Origin of the sequence: Streptomyces sp. NBC_00358 (assembly GCF_036099295.1) — a bacterium.
Lineage (GTDB): Bacteria > Actinomycetota > Actinomycetes > Streptomycetales > Streptomycetaceae > Streptomyces.
Window position 1 is genome coordinate 895781 of sequence record NZ_CP107976.1, and the last position, 25304, is coordinate 921084.

21 protein-coding genes and 1 pseudogene are annotated in these 25304 nt (G+C 71.4%); 12 read left to right on the forward strand and 10 right to left on the reverse strand.

What is annotated here, in order from left to right; translation table 11 throughout:
- Positions 1-201: 201 nt before the first annotated feature.
- A complete protein-coding gene (locus OHT01_RS03710; RefSeq protein ID WP_328551657.1) occupies positions 202-2817 on the reverse strand; it encodes a PA14 domain-containing protein in 2616 nt (871 codons plus the stop codon).
- A gap of 159 nt (positions 2818-2976) precedes the next feature.
- Between OHT01_RS03710 and OHT01_RS03715 the strand changes: the two genes are divergently transcribed.
- The 5 genes from OHT01_RS03715 to OHT01_RS03735 all read left to right on the forward strand — a co-directional run bounded on the left by OHT01_RS03715 (position 2977) and on the right by OHT01_RS03735 (position 8785).
- A complete protein-coding gene (locus tag OHT01_RS03715) occupies positions 2977-3990 on the forward strand; it encodes a LacI family DNA-binding transcriptional regulator (protein WP_328551658.1) in 1014 nt (337 codons plus the stop codon).
- Positions 3991-4134: 144 nt separating this feature from the next.
- Positions 4135-5235 (forward strand): ABC transporter substrate-binding protein, encoded by a 1101-nt coding sequence (locus tag OHT01_RS03720; protein ID WP_328551659.1) that lies wholly within the window; start codon positions 4135-4137, stop codon positions 5233-5235.
- A 1-nt stretch (position 5236) separates the two neighbouring features.
- Positions 5237-6811 (forward strand): sugar ABC transporter ATP-binding protein, encoded by a 1575-nt coding sequence (locus tag OHT01_RS03725; RefSeq protein ID WP_328551660.1) that lies wholly within the window; start codon positions 5237-5239, stop codon positions 6809-6811.
- Entirely contained in the window at positions 6804-7766 is a 963-nt protein-coding gene (locus tag OHT01_RS03730) for an ABC transporter permease (RefSeq protein ID WP_328551661.1), read from the forward strand. The genes OHT01_RS03725 and OHT01_RS03730 overlap by 8 nt, the downstream gene beginning before the upstream one ends.
- Positions 7763-8785 (forward strand): ABC transporter permease, encoded by a 1023-nt coding sequence (locus OHT01_RS03735; RefSeq protein WP_328551662.1) that lies wholly within the window; start codon positions 7763-7765, stop codon positions 8783-8785. Before OHT01_RS03730 ends, OHT01_RS03735 begins: the two co-directional genes overlap by 4 nt.
- Positions 8786-8870: 85 nt before the next feature.
- Here the strand turns inward: OHT01_RS03735 and OHT01_RS03740 are convergent, their stop codons facing one another.
- The 3 genes from OHT01_RS03740 to OHT01_RS03750 all read right to left on the reverse strand — a co-directional run bounded on the left by OHT01_RS03740 (position 8871) and on the right by OHT01_RS03750 (position 11652).
- Positions 8871-9500: a class I SAM-dependent methyltransferase gene (locus tag OHT01_RS03740; RefSeq protein ID WP_328551663.1), complete on the reverse strand. Its 630-nt coding sequence runs from the start codon at positions 9498-9500 to the stop codon at positions 8871-8873.
- A gap of 351 nt (positions 9501-9851) precedes the next feature.
- Positions 9852-10775: a lamin tail domain-containing protein gene (locus OHT01_RS03745; protein WP_328551664.1), complete on the reverse strand. Its 924-nt coding sequence runs from the start codon at positions 10773-10775 to the stop codon at positions 9852-9854.
- A 526-nt stretch (positions 10776-11301) separates the two neighbouring features.
- A complete protein-coding gene (locus OHT01_RS03750; RefSeq protein ID WP_328558012.1) occupies positions 11302-11652 on the reverse strand; it encodes a hypothetical protein in 351 nt (116 codons plus the stop codon).
- 157 nt (positions 11653-11809) lie between these two features.
- Between OHT01_RS03750 and OHT01_RS03755 the strand changes: the two genes are divergently transcribed.
- A complete protein-coding gene (locus tag OHT01_RS03755) occupies positions 11810-12145 on the forward strand; it encodes a deoxyxylulose-5-phosphate synthase (protein ID WP_328551665.1) in 336 nt (111 codons plus the stop codon).
- An 81-nt stretch (positions 12146-12226) separates the two neighbouring features.
- On the opposite strand, the gene OHT01_RS03760 is transcribed toward OHT01_RS03755, so the two are convergent.
- Together OHT01_RS03760 and OHT01_RS03765 are read right to left on the reverse strand one after the other, a co-directional pair.
- Positions 12227-13309, reverse strand: coding sequence for a DNA polymerase III subunit beta family protein (locus tag OHT01_RS03760; protein WP_328551666.1), 1083 nt, complete (start codon positions 13307-13309; stop codon positions 12227-12229).
- A gap of 99 nt (positions 13310-13408) precedes the next feature.
- Positions 13409-15454, reverse strand: a complete 2046-nt coding sequence (locus OHT01_RS03765; protein WP_328551667.1) for a serine/threonine-protein kinase — start codon at positions 15452-15454, stop codon at positions 13409-13411.
- A 562-nt stretch (positions 15455-16016) separates the two neighbouring features.
- Here OHT01_RS03765 and OHT01_RS03770 point away from each other — a divergent pair.
- A complete protein-coding gene (locus tag OHT01_RS03770; protein ID WP_328551668.1) occupies positions 16017-18227 on the forward strand; it encodes an FUSC family protein in 2211 nt (736 codons plus the stop codon).
- A gap of 18 nt (positions 18228-18245) precedes the next feature.
- On the opposite strand, the gene OHT01_RS03775 is transcribed toward OHT01_RS03770, so the two are convergent.
- The 4 genes from OHT01_RS03775 to OHT01_RS03790 all read right to left on the reverse strand — a co-directional run bounded on the left by OHT01_RS03775 (position 18246) and on the right by OHT01_RS03790 (position 20328).
- Positions 18246-18800: a TIGR03086 family metal-binding protein gene (locus OHT01_RS03775; protein WP_328551669.1), complete on the reverse strand. Its 555-nt coding sequence runs from the start codon at positions 18798-18800 to the stop codon at positions 18246-18248.
- A gap of 4 nt (positions 18801-18804) precedes the next feature.
- Positions 18805-19338, reverse strand: coding sequence for an SRPBCC family protein (locus OHT01_RS03780; RefSeq protein ID WP_328551670.1), 534 nt, complete (start codon positions 19336-19338; stop codon positions 18805-18807).
- A complete protein-coding gene (locus tag OHT01_RS03785) occupies positions 19335-19697 on the reverse strand; it encodes an ArsR/SmtB family transcription factor (protein WP_328551671.1) in 363 nt (120 codons plus the stop codon). The genes OHT01_RS03780 and OHT01_RS03785 overlap by 4 nt, the downstream gene beginning before the upstream one ends.
- A gap of 121 nt (positions 19698-19818) precedes the next feature.
- Positions 19819-20328, reverse strand: coding sequence for a molybdenum cofactor biosysynthesis protein (locus OHT01_RS03790; protein ID WP_328551672.1), 510 nt, complete (start codon positions 20326-20328; stop codon positions 19819-19821).
- A 165-nt stretch (positions 20329-20493) separates the two neighbouring features.
- Between OHT01_RS03790 and OHT01_RS03795 the strand changes: the two genes are divergently transcribed.
- The 5 genes and pseudogenes from OHT01_RS03795 to OHT01_RS03815 all read left to right on the forward strand — a co-directional run bounded on the left by OHT01_RS03795 (position 20494) and on the right by OHT01_RS03815 (position 25282).
- A complete protein-coding gene (locus OHT01_RS03795) occupies positions 20494-21069 on the forward strand; it encodes a hypothetical protein (protein ID WP_328551673.1) in 576 nt (191 codons plus the stop codon).
- Between the two features lie 120 nt (positions 21070-21189).
- Positions 21190-21636 carry an SRPBCC family protein gene (locus OHT01_RS03800; RefSeq protein WP_328551674.1) on the forward strand — a complete coding sequence of 149 codons (447 nt, stop codon included), beginning with the start codon at positions 21190-21192 and terminating at the stop codon, positions 21634-21636.
- Positions 21637-21658: 22 nt separating this feature from the next.
- Positions 21659-22096 (forward strand): annotated as a pseudogene (locus OHT01_RS03805) (fatty acid desaturase); the annotation flags it as partial.
- A 374-nt stretch (positions 22097-22470) separates the two neighbouring features.
- The gene (locus OHT01_RS03810; RefSeq protein WP_328558013.1) at positions 22471-24198 is read left to right on the forward strand and encodes an ATP-binding cassette domain-containing protein; all 1728 of its coding nucleotides are present in this window, start codon (positions 22471-22473) and stop codon (positions 24196-24198) included.
- A gap of 130 nt (positions 24199-24328) precedes the next feature.
- Entirely contained in the window at positions 24329-25282 is a 954-nt protein-coding gene (locus tag OHT01_RS03815; protein WP_328551675.1) for an NUDIX hydrolase, read from the forward strand.
- Positions 25283-25304: the final 22 nt, after the last annotated feature.

Sequence of the window (25304 nt, forward strand, 5' to 3'; positions counted from 1 at the left end):
GACGTGCCGCCGGAGGGCGGGGAGGCGGCCGAGGGGCGGGTGCCCGCGATCCGGGTGCCCGGCTCCCCCGCCGGTGAGCGAGGGACAGGGCAGGGTCCGTCCTCCCTTCGCGGGGAGGACGGACCCTGCCGACGGCCCGTCAGCGGGCCGGTGCGAGGCGCGCGCGGAGCAGCGGGGAGGCGTGTGCCGGGCGCCTCGTCGTCAGGAGCAGCCTGCCGGTGTCGCCTGTGACGCGTCGTGGATCAGCGCGTCGTGGGCTGCCTTCAGCCGGGCCACGTCGGGCTTGACCACCCTGCGGTCGTAGGTGATCAGGCCGTTCAGTTCTCCTTCCACGTCCGAGATCTGGGTGTAGACGGCGCCGTTGCCGCCCTTGCAGGCGAGCTGGTGCACCTCGGCGAGACGGGCCAGGTAGTCGTCGGTGTACGCCGAGGGGTCGACGTCCACGTACGACTGCTGCACGGACCAGGCATGGCCGGGCACCGCGAGTCCGAGTCCGCCGTACTCACCGCTGACCAGGGCCCGTTTCCCGTCCGGGTTCGGTGGCAGCGCGGGGCTCGGGTAGCCGTGTTGGTCGATGATGTCGCCGGTGCCTCCGTCCACGCCGAGGTTGATGCCCGACATGGAGTTGACGAGGCGCGTCGGGTCCCAGGCCTTGGCCTGGTCGGCGATGCGGGCCTCGTCGTACTGGCCCCAGCCCTCGTTGAAGGTCACCCACATGACGACCGACGGGCTGCTGATGTGCTCGTCGATCATCTGCTTCATCTCACGCTCGTACTCGGCGCGGGACGCGGCGTTCGGATCGACCCCGGCGGTCATGGCGGGCATGTCCTGCCAGACCATCAGGCCGAGCCGGTCGGCCCAGTAGAACCAGCGGTCGGGTTCCACCTTGATGTGTTTGCGGACCGCGTTGAAGCCCATCGCCTTGTGCATCCTCAGGTCGTAGGCGAGGGCTTCGTCCGTGGGCGCGGTGTAGAGGCCGTCGGGCCAGAAGCCCTGGTCGAGGGTGGCCATCATGAAGACGGGTTTGCCGTTGAGGACGGTGCGCGGGGTTCCGTTCACCTGCTCCACGGCGATCGACCGCATCCCGAAGTAGCTGCCGACGCGGTCGGCGCCGACGGTCACCTTCAGGTCGTAGAGGAACGGGTCGTCGGGTGACCAGAGGTGCGGGTCGGTGATCTTCAGGACGAGCGGCCGCCCGGTGCGGCCCTTCGCGGTGGCGACCTTGCGGTGTCCGGCGTACGCGGTCGCGGTGACCGGCACTCCGTTCCGGATGCCCTGCGGCTCGACGGTGAGCCGGCTGTTCCTGACGTCGGGCGTCAGTTTGAGCGAGTCGACGTGGGCGGCGGCGACCGGCTCCATCCAGACCGTCTGCCAGATACCGGAGGACGGGGTGTACCAGATGCCGCTGGGGTCGATGCGCTGCTTGCCGACCGGCGGGTTCTCGCCGCTCTGTGCGTCGGTCGGGTCGTAGACGCCGACGATCAGTTCCTGGGTACGGCGGCCGGGTTTCAGCGCTGCGGTGACGTCGGCGCTGAACTTGTCGTAGCCGCCCTGGTGTTCGGCGACCTTGGTGCCGTTGACGTAGACCTCGGCCCGCCAGTCGACGGCGCCGAAGTTGAGCTGGAGGCGCTTGCCCCGGCCGACCTTCCAGTCGGCCGGGACGGTGAAGGTGCGCCGGTACCACATGCGGTCCTCGTGCCGTTCGATGCCGGAGAGCTGGGACTCCACGGGGTAGGGCACGAGGATCTTCTCGGCCAGCTTCTTCCCGACCGGCGGCTGCTCGCCCGCCTTGGCGGCGGCGAACTGCCACGAGCCGTTCAGGTTGCGCCAGTCGGGCCGGGTGAGCTGGGGCCTGGGGTACTCGGGGAGGGCGCTGCGGGGGCCGACGTCGTCCGCCCACTTGGTGCGCAGTTCGTGGGTCGAACGGTTGGAGCCGCTGCTCCAGAAGGCGTTGACAACGTTGCCGTTCGTGCCGGAGAGGCCGCCCTTGCCGTCGTAGCGCAGGTCGGCGGTGCCTTTGGCCGTGCCGGTCTTGTTGCCGACGACGGGTTCCTTCAGGCCGACGATCAGGGACTTGGGGTCGGCGGGGTCCAGCTCGGCTGTGGACAGGGGCCACTTGGCGCCGCCGATGACGGCTTCGACGTGGTCGGTGAGGCCGGCCGGTGGCGCGGTGAGCGGCTGGGCGAAGTCCAGGCGCAGGGTCCGGCCGTCGCCCTGGACGGTGGTGGCGATGGCGCCGTCGTAGGCGTAGCCGTCGGGCAGCCGGAGCGCCGACTGCGGAACGGCCGTCTTGGTTCCGCCGGGCGGGGTCCAGCGCAGATGGAGGTTGGAGCCCCCGAAGTGCTCGAAGTACTCGACCTTGATGTCGTAGGCCTGTCCGGCGGTCAGGTCGATGGGCTGGGAGGTCTGTTCTCGGTCCCAGTCGTCGACCCAGTGGTCGATGGCGAGGTGTCCGTCGACCCACAGCCGGAAGCCGTTGTCCCCGATGATCGAGAACGTATGGGCACCGGTCTTCTCGGGGACGATCCGGCCGGTCCAGCGGACGTTGACGTCGTCCGACTGTCCGGTGGCGAAGGCCAGTCGCGGCTCCAGGTTGTCGAAGTCGAGATTCGTGTCCAGTCCGGTGGCCTTCAGCTCGTGGAAGTCGAAGGCGCCGGGGGCGGACTGCGTGTAGTACTCGCCCTTCAGGCCGTGGACTTCCACGGGGTCGTCGGCGGCTGTGGCGGCGGGGACCGCGGTGAGTCCCGCGAGGCCGAGTACCGCGACGAGCAGTAACGCCAGTCGGGTTCTGAGGGTTCTGGGTCCACTGATGCGCACGGATCCTCCTTGGCTGAGGAAGGGTGGCGGCTCGTTGCTTCAGTCTGTACAACGTTGGAAGGAAGGGGAGTTGGCATCACAGCACGGGTCCCGGCCCCTGTCCAGGGGCATGACAAACGCCCAGGTGGCAGGGGCGCACATCGATGAAGAGGAGATCCCTTGCGGGTCAGCCTGAAGGACGTCGCCGAGCACGCCGGCGTCTCGATCAAGACGGTTTCGAACGTCGTGAACAACTATCCGCACGTCGCTCCGGCCATGCGGGCACGGGTCCAGGAGGCCATCGACGAGCTGGGCTACCGGCCGAACCTCACGGCGCGCCACCTGCGCAAGGGCCGCACGGGCATCATCGCCCTCGCCATTCCCGAGCTGGGCAACCCGTACTTCGCGGAGCTCGCGGGTGCCGTCATCGACGCCGCCGCCGAGCACGAGTTCACCGTGCTCCTGGACCACACGCGCGGCGACCGCGAGCAGGAAGTGCTGGTGAGCCAGGGTTTCCGGGCCAATGTCATCGACGGTCTGATCCTCAGCCCGCTGGAGCTGGAGGACGAGGATCTGCGCTCGCGCACCGACGACGTGCCGCTCGTGCTGCTCGGCGAGCGGGAGTACGAGGTGCCCTACGACCACATCGCGATCGACAACGTGTCGGCCGCGCGCAGTGCGGTACGCCATCTGCTGAGCCGCGGACGCTCGCGGATCGCCTATCTGGGGGCCCGAACGGATTCGGCCAACCGGCCGGCGCATCTGCGACTGGCGGGCTGGCGCGAGGAGTTGACGGAGGCCGGGGTGCCCGCGCCCGATGAACTGGTGGTACCGGTCGGCGGCTGGAGCCGCGACGAGGGCGCACGGGCGATGGCCCGGCTGCTGGACTCCGGGGTCCGTCCGGACGCCGTTTTCGCGTACAACGACCTGGTCGCGATCGGCGCGATGCGGGTGCTGCACGAGCGTGGCCTGCGGGTTCCGTGGGACGTGGCGGTGGTCGGCTTCGACGACATCGAGGAGGGGCGGTTCGGCGCGGTCACGCTGACGACGATCTCGCCCGACAAGCAGGCCATCGCGCGGATGGCGGTGGCCTCCCTGTTGCGCAGCCTGTCGGGCCGGACGGAGCCCGGCGGACGTGAACTGACCGCGGATTTCAGGCTGGTTGAGCGCGAGAGCACGCTGGGGCGGCGCTGACGAGATTTCGGACAGAAGGCTTTACAGCCTCCTTTCAACGATGTAAAAACCTCCCCGGAACGACGTGTACACCGAGTTGACCGCAAGAGCCGATCATCCCCGGGAGCGCTCTCAGCCGCCGGGGCCGTGCCGTCTGGGGATCTCATGAAGCCGATCGCACCACGTCACCGCACCTCCGCCAGGACCCTCCTCGCCACCGGCCTCATCACGAGTCTCGCGCTCGTCTCCGGATGCGCGAAGTCGGAGAACGACACCGCCGGCAAGGACTCGAACTCCACCAGCCAGGGTGACGGGGGGCAGGTCGTCGCCTCGCCGTCCTCGGGTTCGGGACCGACCTGCGCCATCGACGCCTACGGCGCCAAGAAGATCGATCTGAAGTCGGCCACCGTCGGCTTCTCCCAGTCCGAGAAGGAAGCCAACCCCTTCCGGATCGCCGAGACCGCGTCGATCAAGGCCGAGGCGGGCAAGCGGGGCGTGAAACTGCTGACGGCCAACGCGCAGTCGCAGTTCTCCAAGCAGATCAGCGACGTCCAGGACCTCATCGCCAAGGGCGCCGACCTCCTCGTGATCGCGCCGCTCAACTCCGACGGCTGGGAACCCGTCCTGCGCTCGGCGTCCGCCAAGCACATCCCGATCATCACCATCGACCGCAAGATCAACGCCACCGCCTGCAAGGACTACGTGAGCTTCATCGGCTCCGACTTCGTGGAGCAGGGCAAGCGGGCCGCCGACCAGATGATCGAGTCGACCGGCGGCAAGGGCGAGATCGCCATCCTGCTGGGCGCCGCGGGCAACAACGTGACGACCGAGCGCACCAAGGGCTTCGAGGAGCGCCTCAAGGAGAAGGCCCCGGGCCTCAAGATCGTCTTCAAGCAGACCGGCGACTTCGCCCGCGAGAAGGGCCAGTCCGTCACCGAGAACCTCATCCAGTCCAAGCCCGGCATCACCGGGATCTACGCCGAGAACGACGAGATGGGCCTCGGCGCGGTCAACGCCCTCAAGGGAGCCGGCAAGAAGCCGGGCGCGGTGAAGATCGTGACGATCGACGGCACCCGCAACGCCGTCCAGGGCATCGTCGACGGCTGGATCGACGGCGTCATCGAGTCCAACCCGCGCTTCGGACCGCTCGCCTTCCAGACCCTGGACACCTTCACCCAGGGCGGGAAGGTGTCCCAGGACATCGTCATCCAGGACAGCGCGTACACCAAGAGCAACGCCAAGTCCGACCTGGGCAAGGCCTTCTGACATGTTGTCAGTGACCGGCCTGTCGAAGTCCTTCCCCGGCGTGAAGGCCCTGTCCTCGGTGGACTTCACGGCCCGCGCCGGGGAGGTGCACGCCCTCATCGGAGAGAACGGCGCGGGCAAGTCGACCCTCATCAAGGTCCTCACCGGCGTGTACCGGCCCGACGAGGGCGAGGTGACGTACGACGGTGCCCCGGTCCGCTTCGCCACACCGCTCCAGGCGCAGCACGCGGGAATCTCCACCATCTACCAGGAGGTCAACCTCGTCCCGCTGATGAGCGTGGCCCGCAATCTCTTCCTCGGCCGCGAACCCCGTGGCCGGCTCGGACTGATCGACTTCCGGAGCATGCACCGGCAGGCCGAGGAGGCGCTGAGCGAACTCGGTCTGCGCGTCGACGTGCGCCGGCCACTGCGTGAACTGGGCGTCGGCGCACAGCAGATGGTTGCCCTCGCCCGCGCCGTCTCGGTGGACGCCCGGGTGGTCGTCATGGACGAGCCGACCTCCTCGCTCGAACCACGCGAGGTGCGGACCCTGTTCGGGGTGATCCGGATGCTGCGCGAGCGGGGCATCGCGGTGATCTACGTCAGCCACCGGCTCGACGAGTTGTACGAGATCTGCGACGCGGTCACCGTGCTGCGCGACGGCTCGGTGGTGCACACGGGCCGGATCGCCGAGCTCGACCGGCTGAGGCTGGTGGCTCTGATGCTGGGGCGGGAGATCGCGGACGTACGGCAGGACGGCCTGACCAAGTTCGCGGGCGGCCGCGACACCGAGTCCGAACCCGTCCTGGAGGCACGGGAATTGAGTGTGCGTCACCAATTGCACGGAGTGTCCGTCTCCGTGCGCCCCGGCGAGGTGGTGGGGCTCGGCGGGCTGCTCGGTTCGGGCCGCACCGAGACCGCCAAGGCCATCGCGGGCGCGCTGGCCACCGACTCCGGGCGGGTCGTGGTGGCGGGCGTCCGGGTGCGGACCGGCTCGACGCCCGCCGCGATCCGCGCCGGCATCAGCCTGCTCCCCGAGGACCGCAAGGCCGAGGGGATCGTGCCGGGTCTCTCGGTCCGCGAGAACATCGCGCTCGCCGCGCTGCCCGGCCTCTCACGCTTCGGCCTGGTCGACGAGGCACGCATCGACCGGATCGTGGACACGTTCATGAAGCGGCTGCGGATCAAGGCGGCGAGCCCCCACCAGAAGGTGGGCGAACTGTCCGGCGGCAACCAGCAGAAGGTGCTGCTGGCCCGCTGGCTGGCCATGCAGCCCAAGGTCCTGCTCCTGGACGAGCCGACCCGGGGCATCGACGTCGGCGCCAAGGCGGAGGTGCAGAAGCTGATCGACGAACTGGCCGACGACGGACTCGGCGTCCTGCTCATCTCCTCGGACCCCGAGGAACTGATCGAGGGAAGCGACCGGGTGATCGTGCTCAAGGACGGCGCGGTGGTCGAGGAGCTCACCGGCGACGCCGTCACCGAGGACCGCCTCATGCGCGCCATCGCCACCGCGCCCACGACCCCCGCGACGCCCGCGGCCCCCGCGGCCACGGCCGCCGGCACGAGCACCGGCCCGGGAGGCCACGATGACTGACCTGACGCTCGGCCGGGTGACCGTCGACCGCGGCCGGCTGCTGGGCCTGCTCCAGGAGTACGGCGTCTACGCGGGCGTCGTGGCCCTGCTGCTGGTGAACACCTTCTTCACCCCGCACTTCCTGTCCACCGAGAACTTCCGCACCCAGGCGGTCCAGGTCTCCCCGGTACTGATCGTCGCGCTGGGCATGGCGCTGGCCATCGGCAGCGAGGGCGTCGACCTGGCGGTGGGCTCGGTGATGGCCCTGTCCACCTCGCTCCTGTCCCTCTACCTCGGCTACGGGCCCGGCGTCGCCATCCTGATCGCCCTGGTGGGCGGCGCCGTGATCGGCGTCGCGAACGGATCCCTCATCGCGTTCGTCGGTGTCCAGCCCATCGTCGCGACGCTCGCCCTGATGGTCGCCGGGCGCGGTATCGCCCTGGTGCTCCTCCCCCAGCTCAAGGACGTCCACGACCCGGCCATGGCGGAACTCGGCTCCGGCGATGTCCTCGGCGTCCCGTATCTGGTGCTGATCGCCGCCGCCCTCGCCCTGCTGGTCGCCTTCGTCGTACGGCGCACGACCTTCGGCCGCCAACTCCTGGCCATCGGGGACAGCCGTCCGGCGGCCCGGCTCGCCGGACTGCCGGTGCGCCGCGTCCTCATCCTGGTGTACGTCTGCTCGGGCGTCCTCGCGGCCGTCGCGGGTGTGCTGGCCACCGCCCGCCTCACCGCGAGCGACCCGACCTCGCTCGGCAACCTGATGGAACTGTCCGCGATCACCGCGGTCGTGGTAGGCGGCACCCCGTTGAGCGGAGGCCGCGTACGCATCGGCGGCACGGTCGCCGGCGCCGTCCTCATCCAGTTGCTCACCACCACCCTCATCAAGCACGATCTGCCGCCGTCGTGGACCCAGATCGCCCAGGCCGTGGTGATCGTCCTCGCGGTCTACGCGGCACGGGAACGAGGAAAGCGATGACGACCGACGTGGACATTCCGGTACGCGCCCGGGACACGGCCGAGGAGGAGCCGTCCGGCGCCGGCCGCTCCGAACGGCTCAGCGCCCTCGCCCAGCAGCACGGCGCGCTGGTCACCCTGATCGTCGCGATGACCGTGGCGTCCTTCAGCTTCGACACGTTCCTGACCGGCGACAACCTGGAGAACATGGCGCTCTCCTCGGCGTTCCTCGCCGTGGTCGCGCTCGGCATGACCTTCGTCATCGTCACCGGCGGCATCGATCTGTCCGTCGGCTCGCTCTTCGCGCTCGGCGGTGTGCTGGCCGCCTGGGGGTCGCGGTACGGAACGGTCGTCGCGCTGCTGCTGCCCCTGGCCGTCTGCGGACTGATCGGTCTGGTCAACGGCTTGCTGATCGCCCGCTCGCGGCTGGCTCCGTTCATCGTGACGCTCGCCTCGATGCTGGGTGCCCGGGGCCTCCTGCTCTCCGTCACCGACGAGGGCTCGAAGACGTATCTCGTGGACAAGGACTCGTTCTTCGCCAAGCTCGGACAGGGTGCGCTGCTGGGGGTCGGCGTGCCCGTGTGGATCACCGTGGCCCTGTTCGTGCTCGGTGCGGTGGTCCTGCGGCGCACCCGGTTCGGGCAGTACGTGTACGCGGTCGGCGGGAACGAGGACGCGGCGGCTCTGATGGGCGCCCCCGTGGCCCGTACGAAAATCTCCGTCTACACGCTCTCCGGGCTGTGCGCGGGACTCGCCGGGGCGCTCAACGCGGCGTGGCTGGTGTCGGGCGTGACGATCCTCGGCTCCGGCATGGAACTGGAGGCGATCTCCGCGGTCGTCATCGGCGGCACCCTGCTCACGGGCGGGTTCGGCTTCATCAGCGGTTCGCTGGTGGGCGTGCTGCTGCTGAAGGTCATCCAGAACGTCATCAACCAGATCGGCTCGCTCGACTCCGCCTACCAACAGGTCGTCAGCGGCGCCTTCCTGGCCGCCGTCGTCATCGCCCAGACGTGGCTGGGACGCCGGCGCCGGGTGCTGTGAAGACCGCGGCCCGCACGCACCGCGGGAAGGCTCGCCCGTCCCCCTCGGGGAGGGCGAGCCTTCCCACGAAGTCGTACGAGCGCCCTCATACCCTCGTCATGGCGACGCGCCAGGCCCGGATGCCCGCCGGGTCCGAGGTGATCTCGATCGTGGCCGGCTCGACGGAATCGATCCGCAGCGCGTCGGTGAACGCGGCCGTGATGTCGTCCCGGGTCAGACGGTGCGGTCCCCTGGCCCCGGTCCGGGGCTCCCGGTCGCTGAAGCACAGCATGAAATAGCGGCCTCCGGGTCGTAGTACGGTCCGCAGTCCGCCGGTGAACGCGGCGCGGTCCTCCGGATCGAGCATGTGGAACAGTCCGGAGTCCAGCACCGTGTCGAACCGCTCCCCCAGATCCGTCAGCCGCCGCGCGTCGTGGTGGAGGAACCGTGCCGTGGCCCCACGCCGACGCGCCTTCTCCCGCGCGGCATCGAGCGCGGTGGCCGCCAGGTCGAGGCCGGTGGCCTCAAGGCCGAGGTCGGCGCACATGAGTACGTGCTCCCCCGTACCGCAGCCGACGTCGAGTACCCGTCCGCGGATGGCACCCGACCGCGCGAGGTCGAGAAGGACCGGCTGCGGATGTCCGATCTCCCACGGCGGCCGGACGGCGTACAGGTCGTCGAGCCACTGCCAGGGATTCGGCGCGTCCGCGTCGTCGTACGAGTGCGGTCCGGTCATGCGATCGGCCTTCCACCGCCGCCGTCGCCCGGGTCCGGAGCCCGGGATCACGTCGGGGCGGCGCTCTACCGGTCGACTGTACGCCGGCACGCCGGCACGTCGGAGGGGCCTCTCGGCCGTGCGGGGGACGGCGCGCCGGGGCGGTGCGCGGCGCCGGGCTCGTGCCTGAACGTCGTGCCCGGACGCAGAAGACCCGCACCGTGCGGGTGCGGGTCTTGTGCGGCGATGCCGTCCTGCGGGTTCGTGACGTTCACCGGGTCCGATCGGGCCCGGGACTACAGCCGGTCACCTCCACGTCCTGACCGGATGTCACCCGCGTACGCCCTGAACTGGGCGGTCTTCAGGAGCTGTTCAGTGACCGATGAGGCCGTGGAGCGGACCGTGACCCTGTCCCTGGCCCTGGCCCTGTCCCTGACCCTGGCCGTGACCCTGACCCTGGCCCTGGCCCTGACCCTGGCCCTGGCCCTGGCCCTGGCCCTGGCCGTGACCCTGACCCTGACCCTGACCCTGACCCTGTCCGTGACCCTGACCCTGGCCCTGACCCTGGCCCTGACCCTGACCCTGGCCGTGACCCTGGCCCTGGCCGCGGTTCTCTCCGCGCCCGCGGTCGTGGTCACGGCCCTGGCCACGGTCGTCGCCGTGTCCACGGTTGTCGCCGTGACCGCGGTGGTCGTCGCGGCCGTGGTCGCGGTGGTCGTCGCGACCGTGACCGCGGTGGTCGTCACGGCCGTGGTCGCGGTGGTCGTCGCGACCGTGACCGCGGTGGTCGTCGCGACCGTGGTCGCGGTGGTCGTCACGGCCGTGGTCACGGTCGTGCTGCCGGCCCCAGGAGACGCTGTCGACGAAGCGGCCGCGGTCGGTGCGCAGCGTGGCGGCGTCGGAGTGGTTGTCCCACACCTCGTTGCGGCGGTCCTGGAAGAGGTCCCGGCTGGTGTCACGGCCGAAGCCCGTGTGGATACGGACGGTGGAACGGGCGGCCAGGCGGTAGTGGGTGAAGGTGTAGCGGTTGCCGTCCCTGTCCGACAGCGTCCAGCCGTTCAGGTTCACGCCACGGCGCGCGGAGTTGGTGATCTCCACCCACTCCGCGTTCAGCGAACGGCTCGAACGGTCGTTGAAGCCCGGCGCGTCGGCCTGAACCCTGCTGATGGCAACGTGGGTGGACTCGAAGCGCGGCTCCGCGGCGGAGGCGGACACCGCGGCCGAGCCGACGAGTGCGCCTGCCGCGATGGCCGCGGCCGCCACACGGCGGGCCGTGACAGACGTGGAAACGGACATGAATGCTCCTCAAGTTCGAGAGCCGGCACACCCCGTGGGAGCACTCCCGTAGGAGAACCTGCACGGTGCGACCCTGTGCGAGTTTCCCGGCCCGGTGGCCGAGGACTCATAAGTTGCTCCACGTCCCCGCCCCGGACGGGCGACACTCGACCGCTGTTACCAATTACGGACATATCAGTTACAGACGCCTGCATAAGGCCTTTAACTGCACAAAGCTGAAAAGTGATGGAGTGTCATCGTCAACTCCCTTACTCCCACAGCATTCGTGCCGTATCCGGTCATCTCCCGCATACCATCACGTCACCCGCTCGTCACCCGAAAGTGGGTAACACCCCTCCGGCCCGATCCGGCCGGGGAAGGGCGTGCCGCGCGCCTTCCGTCACGACACGGCCGTCGCGGCGACGTGGTGACTCGGTGACTCGGTGACTCGGTGACTCGGACAGGTGTCGCCGGGTCCGTTCCTGCGGCCGATGTCCCGCCCGGCCCGGCCTGACGAGTCGGGCCGTACCGGCCGGGTCGGGCCGCCTCAGCGGAACTCGTGCACCAGTTGGATCCGGCCGACGATGTGCGTGTTGAACTCGTCCAGCTCCTCAGCGGGTACCCACAGCTCCAGGATCGTCCGGCCGCCCGCCTGCTGGACGGGATACCGGCGCAGGAACTCCGCGTCGACCTCGAAGCGGGTGACGAAACCGGCGCCGTCGTGCTTGACGTTCCAGTCCCGCGCGATCTTCACCGCGTAGTCCTCGTTGAGGACCGGATAGAAGATCGGCTGCTCAGGCAGTCGCGGCGGCCAGGCACTCCAGTCCAGAGCTCGGACGAGGTCCAACTCCTTGGGGCCGGTCGGGCGCCACAGAGTGGTCGTGCGCCGGGTGTTCATGGGGATCGCTCTCTGAAGGTGGCCGACGGCCGACGCGGTCGGCCGGAGGTCCAGACGGTACGACAGGGCGTGCACCACGGCCAAGGCGTTTCCCTGGTCGCGCGACCCGCGAACAAATCCCGTCGCGGTGTCCGGGCCGGGTCCCTAACCTGGCGTCATGTCCCACTCAAAGACCTCGTACGTCTGTCTGCCGTGCCGTGCCTCGTACAAGCAGTCGTACGACAGGGACCGGCCGCGCCGGATCTGCCCCCGCTGCGCCGAACCGCTGGTGCACGTGGGGTCTGCCTTCGCTGCGCCCAGGCGTCGGGACACCGCCGCCTGGAGGACGCTCTCGGTGCTGGTCCACGCGGGCGTCGGGTTCCACAAGGGGTGCTGCGACTGCGGCCCCGGCTATCGCCCGCGCACCCTGCGCGAAGTCCGCGAGCGGATGACGTACGCCCGACGCACCGGTGAGCCTTTCGCCAGGGCGCTCGTTCGGCCCGAGGTTCCCTGACGGTCCCCCGGGCCTCGGCTCCCCCGCGCCACCGGGCCGCCGTCGCTCCACCGGCGCCGCTGTGACGCCGTCGCGGTCCGGTCAGTTCTCCAGCCGGACCGACATCAGCATGGAGAACGTGTCCTCGTCGTCGGGCCGCCGGATCGCGATGGGCACGGTGGGTGCGCCGATCTCCAGGATCAGCCGGTCCCGGGCTCCTGCAGCGAGCGCGTGCAGCAGGAACTCGCGGTTGACGGCGACCTGGTCCGCGTCGTCGTCCCCGTCCTCGCCGATGACGACCGTTCCGTCGGCCGTGACGCCGAGCATGGTGAGGTCGGGGGCGGTGTCGTCCTGCCCGCGGGCTTCCTCCGTACGGACCGGGCCGGTCTCCACCGCCTTCTGGAAGGTCGCCACGTCGACGAGGGCGCGACGGCCGGCAGGCAGGCGGATGAGGCGACGGTAGTCGGGGAATTCGTGGTCGAGGCACTGGCCGGCCGTCTGCCGGTCTCCGGCCTCCAGCGTCACGCGGTCACCGTCGACGTCGAGGTGTACGGATTCCTCGCCGCCGACCAGTGCCCGCATCGCGTCGACGAGCGGGGACGGGACGATGACCTGGACGCGGGAATCGGCGGGCCGGCCGGTGCCCGTCCGCGCGACAGCCATCCGGTACCGGTCGGTGGCCACGACGGTGAGTGCCTCGCCCTCGATGTCGAACAGGACACCGCCGAGCATCGGCAGTTCCGGGTCGGTACCCGCGGCGAAGCGGACCGCGTCCAGCGCGGCGGCGAGCTCCGGCGCCGGGACAGTCAGGCGGACGGCGGCGGTACGGGGCGGCGTCATGGGTTTCTCCCTGCGTTCGAGGAATGCTCGGAGCGTGGAGAGTTCGCCGCGGGCATCGGAGAGTCCGGCCTCCAGGCGGCGCACATGCGCCCGGAACAGCCGGCGCACCAGGTCGGTGTCCGCGCCGGACCACCCGGCGAGCACCAGCCGGATGTCCGCCAGCGGCATGCCGGCCCGGCGCAACCCGGCCAGCAACCGGGCCTCGTCGAGCTGCTCGGGGCCGTACCAGCGGTAGCCGCTCACCGGATCCACCCAGGCGGGGACCAGCACACCACCGCGGTCGTAGAACCGCAGGGCGCTGACGCTCAGTCCGCTGTCCCGGGACATCTCACCAATGCTGCGCATCTCGCTCTCCACACCCGGAACCCTGAGCCCTCTACCAGGTCGAGGGTCAACCCGGTCCCGGCCGGCGGTTCCTCGGCCGGTCCCCCGGCCGGGCATCGATCAGGCCGGGCAGTCCGACAGCGCGCCGACCGTACCCCAGCGGATCATCAGGTAGCCGGAGCCGCCCCTCACCGCCACGGCGTAGCGGGAGTACGGCCATACGTCGCCCGCGCCGTCCCGCTGCCTGACCAGGGCCCGGCACGCCTCGCCCGCCGCCATCTCCGCCCAGGTCGCGGTCTGCCCCTGGTTCCAGGTGGCGTAGTCCGACCACACATACAGGGCCGAACCACCAGGGTCGAAGCCCATCTTGAGTTCCGCGTTGCCGAGCCGGCCGGCGGTGCCGAGTTCCTTGCGCATCTCGTTCGTCCGCTCGACGACCTTCCTCGTCGCGCCGTCCGCGACCTTGATCTCGTCGCTGTCGGTACTGGGGATCATGGCCTGGCCGAGCCCGTCCTCGCCCGGCGCCCAGCCCGCCCCCGTGTCGAAGGGCAGCCCCGTGCCGTCGTCGGCGGCCGACGCGCACGACGCGTCGCTGCGGAAGTCGTCGTTCCATGTCACCTGTGGGGCGCGGCCCGCGGCCTCCTTCACCATGACGTACGTGCGGTAGGGCAGGGCCGGGTACAGGCCCAGTACGACATCCCTCAGGGTCCGGCACATCGAACCGGCGACCTCCGTCTCCGCGAACAGCGTTCCCTGCTCGTCGGAGGACAGCCGGTACGAGAGGTAGACCTCGCCGCGCGCTGCCTGGAACCTCACGGCCGTAGGGACGAAGTCGACGCCGTCGCCCAGTTCCTGGACGAGAACTCCCTGGTCGTGCAGGACGGCGCGCGCCACGTCGTGCTCGCCCTCTCCCTGTGCCGTCCGTGCGCCGGCCCAGCTCTCCGAGCTCGCCGTGCCGCCGGTCGCGGTCCGCTGCCCCTTCGCCGCCTCGCTCGCCGCCGTGCTCGCCCGCGGGCTCGCCGTGGACGGCCGCAGGCTCGCCGTGGACGGCCGCGGGGACCGGGGCGAGGAGGAAGCGGGAGCGGTGACCGCGGTAGGGGCTCCGTGACGGCCGCCCTCCGTGCCGCCGCCCGGCATCAGGGCCACCACTCCGCCGACCAGGCCTCCGAGGACCGCGGCCGTGACGACGACCAGGCCCGCCCAGGGGCGTCGCGGTCGTCGCGCGGGCTCGGGCCACACCGGATGGTCTCCCTGGGGGATGTCCCAGACGGTGGTGACCATGTCCTCGGCGCGCGTGAACAGGGTGTCGGCGCGCATCACTTGGGTGACCTGGCCCGCCAGGAGTTCGAAGCACTCCTCGGCCGCGTCGGCGGCCGGGGGACGGCTCGCGGGTTCCTTGGCGAGCGCGCTCCGCACGATCTCGCGCAGGGGGCCCGGGACGCCGTCCAGATCGGGATCACCCGACAGTACGCGGAAGGCGACCACGTCGGGCGCGCCGGTCCCGAAGGGCGTTCTGCCGGTGGCCGCGTAGGCCACGAGCGCTCCCCAGGCGAACATGTCGCCCTCCGGGCCGGTGGCCCCCGTGCGGTACTGCTCGGGGCTGATCCAGCCCGGGGTGCCGGTCGTGACGCCGGTCCGGGTGACGCTGGTGCCGTCAGCGGCGTGCGCGATCCCGAAGTCAAGGACGCGGGGGCCGGAGGTCGTGAGGATGACGTTCTGCGGCTTCACGTCCCGGTGCACCACACCGGCGGCGTGGACGGCGGCCAGCGCCTGCGCGGTGGCGGCCGCGAACGCGTACAGACTCGCTCCGGTGAGCCGTCCGTGGGCGAGCACCTGCTGGTTCAACGTGGGACCGTCGACGTACTCGGTCGCCAGCCAGGGGTTCTCCGCGTTCGCGTCGGCTGCGAGCAGGGGGATCACGTACGGGCCGGTGACCCGCGAGGACAATTCCGCCTCGCGCCTGAAACGCGCCCTGAATTCGGGCTCTTGAGCCTGCGCGGGATGAATCACCTTCACCGCCACGCGCGTTCCGTCGGGGGTTGTTCCGGCATGGACGGTACCCATGCCTCCGGCACCGAGACGACCGATGATCCGGTACGGACCTATGCGGGAGGGATCGCCGGCACGAGCCGGCTGGACTCTTCCGGAGGATCCGGCTTCGCTCACTGATGGTTCCTTCGTGCGGGACTGAACGTTGAGCAGGCGCAGATGTGACAGGTGTTCGGGGGATCGGGTCCGGATCCCAGCAGGCTGCCCCAGCAGGCCTTTTGGGCGAGTTCCCGTCCGGATGTTATGCCCTGACCCGCCTCCTGGATAGGGAAACCCCGATCACGGAGTGTGCTCCCGCGGGCCGGGTGACCAGGCGCTCGCGGACCGTGTCGAGGACTCCGCCACGACGTCTCCGTTCCCGGCTTCGAGCCGTACAACGGCCTTACCGCGACGGCCTGTACGGCCTCCGTCCGCGGCGCGCTCCCGGCCGGGCCGGGGAGGGTGGACCCGGACGCGCCCGACGCCGGACCGGGCCGGCTGGGACGGGACGGGCCGGGCCGGCGGACGCCGAAGGGCGGGAGAGGCGCGTTGCGCCCGACCAACGGGTGGGTGTGCCGGCCCCCGGGCCCGGCGGTCACGGGCGGCGCCCGCGGGAGTCGTGCTGCCCGTGCCCCGGTCCGGACCGACAATGGACGTACGGCGGGGACGGGCCCGGGGAGGCGCCGGGGAAGGAACGTCCATGCCGAAGCGGCCCCCCTCCCCCGGTCGCGCACGGGCCGTTCGGCAGTCCGCGCGTGTCACGGTCGCGTCGGCCTCGGGCTTCTACTGGGCCCTGTACGGGCTGGACCGGCCCGTCGTCGCGGTCTACGCCCTCTTCGCGCCCATCGCGCTCGGCGTCCTCTCGCCGCTTCCCGGCGGCGGCCGGACCCGGGCACGTACGGTCCTGTCCGTGCTGCCCGTCGCCCTGGCCCTGACGGCGCTGGGCACCGCCCTCGCCGTGACGACCGCCTCCGCGGTGGCGGGAATGCTGGTCATCGGCTTCACCGTCTGCTTCGCCGCCGCCTACGGTCCGGCCGCGGCGGGTACGGTCCCGGGCCTGCTGCTCTTCTACGTGCTCGCGTGCTTCCCGCCGTACGAGCCGGACACCCTGCCGCAGCGGCTGAGCGGCCTGCTCGTGGGTGTGGCCCTGCTGGTCCTGTGCGAGCTGCTGCTCCTGCCCGCCCCCGCCGTCCAGCCGTACCGTGCGCGGATCGCCGCCGCGCTGGATCTCGCGGCCGCTTCGGCGCTCGGGGCCGCGCAGGGTCACCGTCACGGTCCCGAGGAGGCCCGGCGGCTGCGCGAGGAGGGACTGTCCCTGCGCCTGTCGCGGGCGCCGCCGGCTTCCCGCCCGACCGGGGCGGGCCGCACCGACCGTGGACTGGCGCAGGCCGGGGCCGCGACACGGCGCGTCCTGGACCAGCTGGCCCGGACGGCCGAGCGGCCGGATTCCGCGCCGGTCGGCGATCCGCCCTCCGAGGCACTGCTGCGCGGTGTAGCGGCCGGATGCGCCGCGACGGCCGGCGCTCTGCGCGGTGCGCGCGCCGTTCCGGGACCGGAGGCCCTGGAGGAGATGGTCGCCGACTTCGTCGCCGTCCGCGGACGTCCGCCGGGTACGGGGGGAGGCGCCGACACGAAGGCCTCGCGGCGGCTGCTGGAACGCCGGTCCGACCTGCTGGTGACGGCGGCCTCGGCGCTGACCGTCCAGGCCGCGGTGGCCGTGGCCGTCGGTGGGCGCCGCGACTCCGCGGGACTGCCGCCCGAACAGTTCTGGTACGCGCAGCCGTCGACGGCGCGGCTCCTGACCCTGCGGCTGACCGGCAACCTCACGTTGCGGTCGGTCCTGTTCCAGAACGCCGTGCGAACGGCCCTGGGGCTCGGCGCGGCCCGTCTGGTGGCCGGAGTCCTGGACCTCTCGCACGGTTTCTGGGTCCTGCTGGCCGTGCTGACACTGGGGCGCACGACCGCGGGAGCGACCTGGTCCACGGTGCGCTCGGCGGCGGTCGGAACACTGGTGGGCGCGCTGGCCGCCGGGGTGCTGATCTTCGAGGCGGGCGGCACCGTCGACGTGTACGCCGTCATGCTGGTGCCGGCGATGTTCGTGGCCTTCTCGGTCGGGCCGATCGCGGGACCGGCCTGGGCGCAGGGGTTGTTCACGCTGGTCGTCGCGGCCGCCTTCAGCCAGCTCGCTCCGGCCGACTGGCGGCTGGCGGAGACACGGCTCCTCGACGTCCTGGCGGGCTGTGTGATCGGGCTGGTGTGCGGTGTGCTCGCCTGGCCCGCCGGAGCCCGCGGCGAGGTGCGGCGCAGTGTGGCGGAGCTGTTGCGCGCGGTGGCTCCCCTGGTGCAGGGGACCGTTCTCGCCACGGTCGGGGCGCCGGGCGCCTCGGGCGCGGCCGGCGATCCCGGGCCCCGGGGCGACACGGCCGAGGAGGCGATGCGGCTGACCCGGCACAGGCTCCGTATCGCGGAGGGCGCCTACGCGCAGTACCGGACGGAGGGCGGCATCGATTCCGTCGACGGCGGACCCGACTGGCATCTGGCGCTCAACTGCGCCTCCCACGCGGTGGTCGGCTCCCATTGGCTGCCCCGGCAGGTGTACGGTCCCGCGCCGCCCGCGGCGGTCCGGTGGGCGCGGGAGTCCGTCGGGCAACTGGCCACGGCCATGGACCGGGCGGCGGCGTTCCCGCCCGGGGGCGTGGACGCGCGGCCCGTGCCCCTTCCGTCCGAGATCGTCTCCGCGGCACCGGCCCCCGTACTGCCCGCGCTGGTCGACATCGACAGTTGGCTGCAGACTCTCGCGGCGGAGCTGACGGCGGTCGGCGGGAGCGTTCCGTCCGGGCCCGCGCCCGTCCGCGACCGTGGAACCGAACCGGCCGCCGCCCGCGAGGGACCGGCCGGTACCGGCCGGTGAACCGGGGCGGCGTCTCTCTCAGGGCTCGCGTCCGATGAACGCGAGCAGGCGCGTCTGGACGTCGGCGGTCTCGGGAACGTCGACCCGGGGACCGTACTGCCCGCTCGCGCGCAGCAGGTCGTCGAGCGGCAGCATCCCGTCGAGCAACCGGGCGCACCTGCCGGGGTCGAGGCGTTCGTCCTGGCCGCTGGCCCGCGCCAGGTCCCAGGTGTGCATGAAGACGTCGGCGGTGTAGAAGCGGTCGACCGCCTCGTCCAGCGGTACCTCCCCGATGTGCGGGTTCGCCAACGTCCGGTGCGCCGTGGCCGGATCGTCGAGGAGTGCCTGCACCGCTTCGCTGTGCACCGTCCAGGCCTTCACCGGGTCCTCGTCCACCGACGGTCCTCGGGGGAGTTCGATTCCGGCGCCGCCCTTCAGGAAGTCCGGGAACCACTCGACGAGGTGGCGCACCACGTCCCGGGCGGCCCAGCCCTCGACCGGCGCGGGGTCGTCCCACGCCCCGGGACGGACTCCGCGCACGCGGTCCGTGAAGGTCCCGGCGACGGTGCGGTACTCGTCGGCTGCGCTCGTCATGGTCTCAAGCCTTCCGTCTCGGTCCGTCATCCCGTGTTCCCGCCCGGCGGTCGCCGAGCAGTTCGTCGAGGCGCTCGTGGCCTTCGCGGAGGCCACGCCGCATACCGCTTCTGATCATCGCGTCGCGGGCCTCCACGGACTCCATGAGGGAGGTGGTGGTGATCCGGGTGCGGCCGCCGAGGTCCTCGAAGAGCGTGGTCTCCAGACTGACGCGGTCCGGGAAGCCGTCGTACGCGAACGTCTGGACGATGCGCTCGTCGCGACGCACCTCGTGGAACACCCCGTGGAAGCCGTACTCCGTCCCGTCGTCCTCGCGATGCGTGTAGCCGTACGAGCCGCCGGTGCGCGCCTCGTACCTGTCGATCCGCATGGTGAGCCGGCGCGGGCCGAGCCACTGGACGACGAGATCGGGATCGGTGTACGCCCTGAACACCCGTTCCGGAGCGGCGTCGAACTCCCGGGTGACGATGATGACGGGCAGCGCCGGGTCGGCCACGATCCTCGTCTCCCGGCGCCCGTTCGCGTTCACGGTGGTCACGATGCCGCCTTCTTGGTCGTGGCGCCCTTCACCGGCTGTTCCTCCATCCCGTCGAGGACGGCGTCGAGGCGACGGAACCGGTCCTCCGCCTCGCGGCGGTAGCGTTCGATCCATCGCGTCATCAGGTCGAGGACCTCGCCTTCGAGATGGCAGGGCCGCCTCTGAGCGTCCCGGCTGCGACTGACCAGACCGGCGTCCTCCAGCACCCTGATGTGCTTGGAGACGGCCTGCACGGTCACGTCGTAAGGCTCGGCCAGTTCGTTGACCGTGGCGTCCCCCGTGGCCAGCCTCGCCACGATGTCGCGCCGGGTCGGGTCGGCCAGCGCCGAGAACACCCGGGACAGCCGCTCGTCGGCCACCGCTCACCTCACGTATTCAACCAATCAGTTGAATAACCGTACGACCGGACCCGGCCCTTGTCAACCAACCGGTTGAACAACGACCCGGAGACCGGCTCCTCCCGGTGAGGGCACTCGCGGGTCAGCCCTTCGGGGGCGCCTGCTCGACCACGGTGAACACGGCGGGCCCGACCGCGAGGGTCCCGTCGCTGAGCGGCCGGCAGCGGACTCCCCCGCAACCGCGCAACGCCCGTTGCGCGCCGGGCCCGAGCGTCGTGTCCATCCACGCGCAGGGCCTGGCCGCACGGCGTACGGCCAGCAGGACGGGCCCGGTCCCGCAGTCCAGGGAGACGGTCGCGCCGACCCACGCGTCGATGTCCACGCCGCGCAGCAGGACGTTGCGCCGGGTCAGCCGGAGGTCGGCCGCCTCGGCGGGCCCCTGCGGAAAGCTCTCGGCGGCCATGAGGGTGATCGAGGCGTCGCGATGGGCCGGACGGTTGAAGTACCGGTCGCCGACGATCCCGAGTCCGGCGCGCACCCGGGCCGTCGTCACCAGTTCCGCGTCGGGCAGAGCCGGCACCCCGTCACCCGGACGCCCCTCGAAGCGGTGCACGGCCGAGACCAGCAACTGAACGACTTCCACAGGCTGCACCTCATCAAGCCTAAGGCCGCCCCCGACGGACGATCCGCGGCGCGGGGCGGAGGGCGGCGGCGGAGGACACCGATGGGGCGCGCGCCCGGCATCCCGCTGACACGGGGACGCCTCGCGTGACAGGGTCGGCGGTGATCGAAGACAACAGCGGCAAAGGGGGCTTCCGTGGACACGCGAACGTGGGACACGCTGGTCGGCTCGATGAAAAGCGCCTACGTCAACGGAGTGGGCGAGGGCGCGGCACCCCGGCCGGTCATCATGCCGCTGGTGCGGGGCGAACTGGTCGGGCTGGTCTGGGTCCGCCCGACCGAGCCCGGCGCGGACTCGCTCACCGGGATCGCGGCGCTGTCGAACATCGCCGCCGCGGCCTGCGCGGACGAGGTCGTCCTCGCCTGGGAGACCCATGAGGTCGCCACCGCCTGCCGGTTGCCCGCCCTCGGCCCCGCCCCCTGTCTGAACATGGTCCACGCCACCCCGGACGGGCATGTGCTGCACCAGTTCCCCTACACCGAGACACCACCCCCGTCCGGCGCCCCGGAGGACACGGTCACACCACCTCTCGACTGGCAGCGGGCCCCCGCGCCCCAGCCGGGCGGCGAACTTCCACCGCCCGTTCAGGCCGCCGTCGACTACGCCTTCACCCCCATGGACCTGGACCATCCCAATCCCTTCGGTGTCACGGTCGTCCTGATGGAGGAGGACGGCTACACCGTGCGCCTGAGCGACGGCTTCGAGCACTGATCGCGGCCGCCCATGGGCCCGCGTGACGCGCAGGCCGGGCTCCCGGCGCCTAGGCTGAGCTTGCGCGGCGGGCCCGCGCGCCCTCAGCGGGCGATCCGTGATCGCAGCACAGGAGGAACCGTGTCCGGTCAGTTCGAGGCGACAACCGAGATCAACCGCCCCATCGAGGAGGTCTTCGCCTTCCTCGCCGCCGGCACGAACGACCCCGAGTTCAGCCCCAGGGTGCAGGCGATCACGAAGAAGCCCGAGGGACCGACCGCGGTGGGCACGGTCTTCACCAGCACGGTCAAGGACGCGGGCATGAAGACGGGCCGCGAGTTCCGGATCACCGAGTTCGAGGCGCCCCGCCGGATCCGCTGGGCGGAGGTCTCGAAGAACGCCGTCATGGCGAAAGAGGGCGGCTACGACCTGGAGTCCACCGGCGCCCGCACGACCCGCGTGCGGATCTACAACGTCCTTGAGGGCCACGGCATCGGAAAGCTGCTGGTGAGCTTCGCGCTGGGCGCGGCGCGCAAGGACGCGGACGCCTTCGGCCGACGGATCAAGGCGGCCGTCGAGGCCTCCTGAAGGGCCCGGTCCCGGCAGCACCGATCGCGACACCCGGGCCGTCTCCCGAGCCTTCCCGGTGCTGTGCGTCCTCACCCTCGCCCTGCCGTTCGGGCTGGGCTGGGCGATCGGCGGCACCTGGGTGTACGGCGTAACGGCCCTTCTGTGGGCGGGACTTGTCCGCATCGCACTCCTCCATCACGTGACCTGGAGCGTCAACTCGCTGTGCCATCTGATCGGCGAGCGTCCGTTCCACACCAGGCGCCACGACAGGGCCACCAACCTCTGGCCGCTGGCCCTCCTGTCGTTCGGCGAGAGCTGGCACAACCTCCACCACGCCGACCCCACCTGCGCCCGCCATGGTGTGGACCGCGGCCAGATCGACCCGTCGGCCGCCGTCATCCGCGTCCTCGAACGTCTCGGCTGGGTGTCCGAGGTGCGCTGGCCGAATCCGGAGCGGGTCGCGGCCCGCCGCGTCTGAGACCGGCAGCCCTCCGGGCAAACCCCACCCGTCACACCCGCATCGGCCACGGCGATTCGGCCACCGGCCCGCGGACGCCGGGCCCCGTATCGCGGAAGACCGTGTCGGGCCTCCCCGTCGCGCACGGAATCCGATGCGGCCGAAATACGTGTGTTCGATATCGCGGGAGTCGTCGTTGAGTCCTCTGCAGTCGTCTTCATCCCCATCGAATCGCGCAGGGAGACGAGCAGTTGACCTCACTTTCCGCATCCGTCCCACCGCCGCCGCCCGCTGAGATCACGTACTCCGGGCAGTACTCCGTCAACCCGCTCGGCGAAGTCGGCTTCGGCGCCCTGTGCTCGCAGCTCCCACGGGTGCTCGGGCGCATCGGCCGGATGGCCTGGGGGATCGACCGGCGCGCCGTACTCCTCATCCTCGCCTGCCAGTTGGCGACAGGCGTCACCGCCGCCGTGCTACTGGCCGCCACGGCGAGGGCCATGTCCCCCGTCCTCGGGAGCGGGGCCATGGCGGACCGTCTGTACGAGGCACTTCCGGCTCTGGCGGTCGTCGCCGGAGCGAGCGCCGTCGCCCGGCTCTCGGTGGCCGTGGCCGCGTACGCGGAGCGCCGCATCACCCCGCGGCTGTCGACGAGCACGGACTCGGCCCTGGTCGAGGCGGTCTGCCGGGTCGAGGCCTCGGCGTACGCGGTGGACGGCTTCTCCGACCGCCAGGAGGCCGCGGAGATGGGGGTGATCCGCACACAGGTCATGGTCATGGACGCCCAGCGATTCCTGTCCGCACTGATCAGGATGGTCACCGCGGGCGGCGTTCTGTCCGTCCTCGACCCGCTGATGCTCCCGCTGCTCCTGCTGGCCGTCGCCCCGGCCGGTGTGGGAGCGGTCCTCACCGCGCGCGTCGACTACGAGATCCACTACGCGAACGTCGCCGACCGCAACGTCCGCGGGATGACGCGCTGGTGGGCCACCACCCCGAAGTACGGCGACGAGGTCCGGGCCAACGGCATGACCGACTACCTCCTCTACTGGTACCGGGCCCTGTCCGAGCGGGTCGACCGGCGCACGCTCGCCGCCGCGCCACGGACCCTGCGGATCGCGCTGCTGTCCTCCGTCGCCGGCGGGGCGTTCCTCGCGGCGGCCTGGGGGGTGCTCGCCTGGCTGGCCGTCACGGGACGCATCGCGCCCGCCATCGCCGCCACCGCGGTCGTCGCCGTGCAGACCACGCTGGCCGCGCTGTCGCAGGTCGTCATCAACGGCGCCGCCGTGTTCCACACCAGCCTGTACCTCGGTGACATGCAGGCGTTCTTCGACGACGCCGCCGAGCGCGCGCCCAAGCGAGGGCGAGCGGCCGTCGCGGCTCCCGTGGAGGAGATCCGGCTGGAGGAAGCCACCTACCAGTACCCGGGAAAGGCCAAACCGGCGGTGGCCGGAGTCTCCCTCACGCTGCGGCGCGGTGACATCCTCGCGATCGTCGGCGTGAACGGCTCGGGCAAGAGCACCCTGACGCGCCTGATCACGGGTATCTACCTCGCGGACAAGGGCCGGGTCACCTGGAACGGCACCGACCTCGCCCACGCCGATCCCGCCAGCGCCTGGAGGTGCACGGGCCTCGTGCCGCAGATCTTCGCCCAGTGGCCCCTTCGGGTACGCGAGAACGTGACGCTGGGCCAGCCCAGGTCCACGGACGACCGGCAGGTGTGGGACGCGGTCGACGCGGTGGGCATGCGCGAAGCCGTCGAGGACCTCCCGGCCGGCCTCGACACCCTCCTCGCACGCGAGATCTTCGGCGGGGCCGAACTCTCCGGCGGTCAATGGCAGCGCCTCGCCTGCTCCCGGGCCCTGTACCGGCGGCCCCCGCTGCTGATCCTGGACGAACCCACCTCGCAGATGGACCCGCGCGGGGAGCACGGCATCTTCGAGAGGATCAAGAGCATCTCCGCGGACCGCATCACCATCGTCGTCACGCACCGGCTGGAGAACACCCGGATCGCCGACCACATCGTCGTCATGGATCAGGGCCGCCTCACCGAACAGGGCACGTACGACGACCTCGTCCACGCAGGCGGCACCTTCGCCGATCTCCTGCGCCTGTCCCGGGAACGCTGACCACGGACCCGGTCTCGCCGTCCCGGTCCCACCGCACAACCCGCGACCCGTCCCTCGTCCGATCCGGGCGTCCCGCCCCGGTCGCCTGCCCGTCCTTCTCGCCATCTCCCGACACGAAGGGACCTCCCGCATGACCACCACGAGCGCCACCGATCCCCCGTACAGCCCTCACACCCTGGAGGTGCAGGGCACGGCCGCCCTGCTCGTCGACGACGGCGGGCGCTACCTGCTGCACCTGCGCGACGCCAACAAACCCATCTGGAGTCCCGGGTCCTGGGGTCTCCTCGGCGGAGGCGCCGAGCCCGGCGAGACGTGTGATCAGTGCATCGCCCGCGAACTGCGCGAGGAGACCGGCCTCACCGTCCCCGGCCTCACTCCCTACGTCACCGTGGACACGCTCGACGCCTCCGGCGCGATCGAGGACCGGGTCCTCGTCTACCGGGGCACCCTGAACCGGCCCGCCCACGAGATCCCCCTCCACGAAGGCATCCAGCTCCGCTGGACCCACCTCGGCGAGACGGCGTACATGACCATGGATCCCGGCACAACGGCCGTCCTCGAAGAGCACCGGCGGCACCCGCAGGCCCGCCTCGACAGCGGCGGCACACCGCCGACCCTGCGCGTCCGGCAGGAGGGCCCGCGGCGGCGGGGCAGTATCGTCGGCGCCCACCTCGTCCTCGTGCGCGACGGCGCGGTCCTGCTCGGCAAGCGCCACCCGGACAGCCCCTTCGCGCCCTCGACCTGGCACGTACCGGCCGGACACCGCGAGCCGGGGGAGTCCGCGCTGGCCTGCATGGTCCGGGAGACGTCGGAGGAAACCGGCATCGCGATCGAGGCGAGCGACCTCTCCCTCGTACACACCGTGGACCAGCGAAACCCCTGGAGCCCCGTCCCCCGCCTGCAGTTGTTCTTCGCCGCCTCCCGCTGGAGCGGCGAGCCCAGGGTGCTGGAGCCCGACCGCTGTACGGAGTGGCGGTGGTGGCCGCTGGACGCGCTGCCCGGCGAACTGGTCGAGTACACGCGCACCGCGCTCGCCGCCATCGCCCGCGGGACGTCCTACACGGACTCGGGCTGGACGGAGTGAACCCGGCGGACCGGGCGCCGCC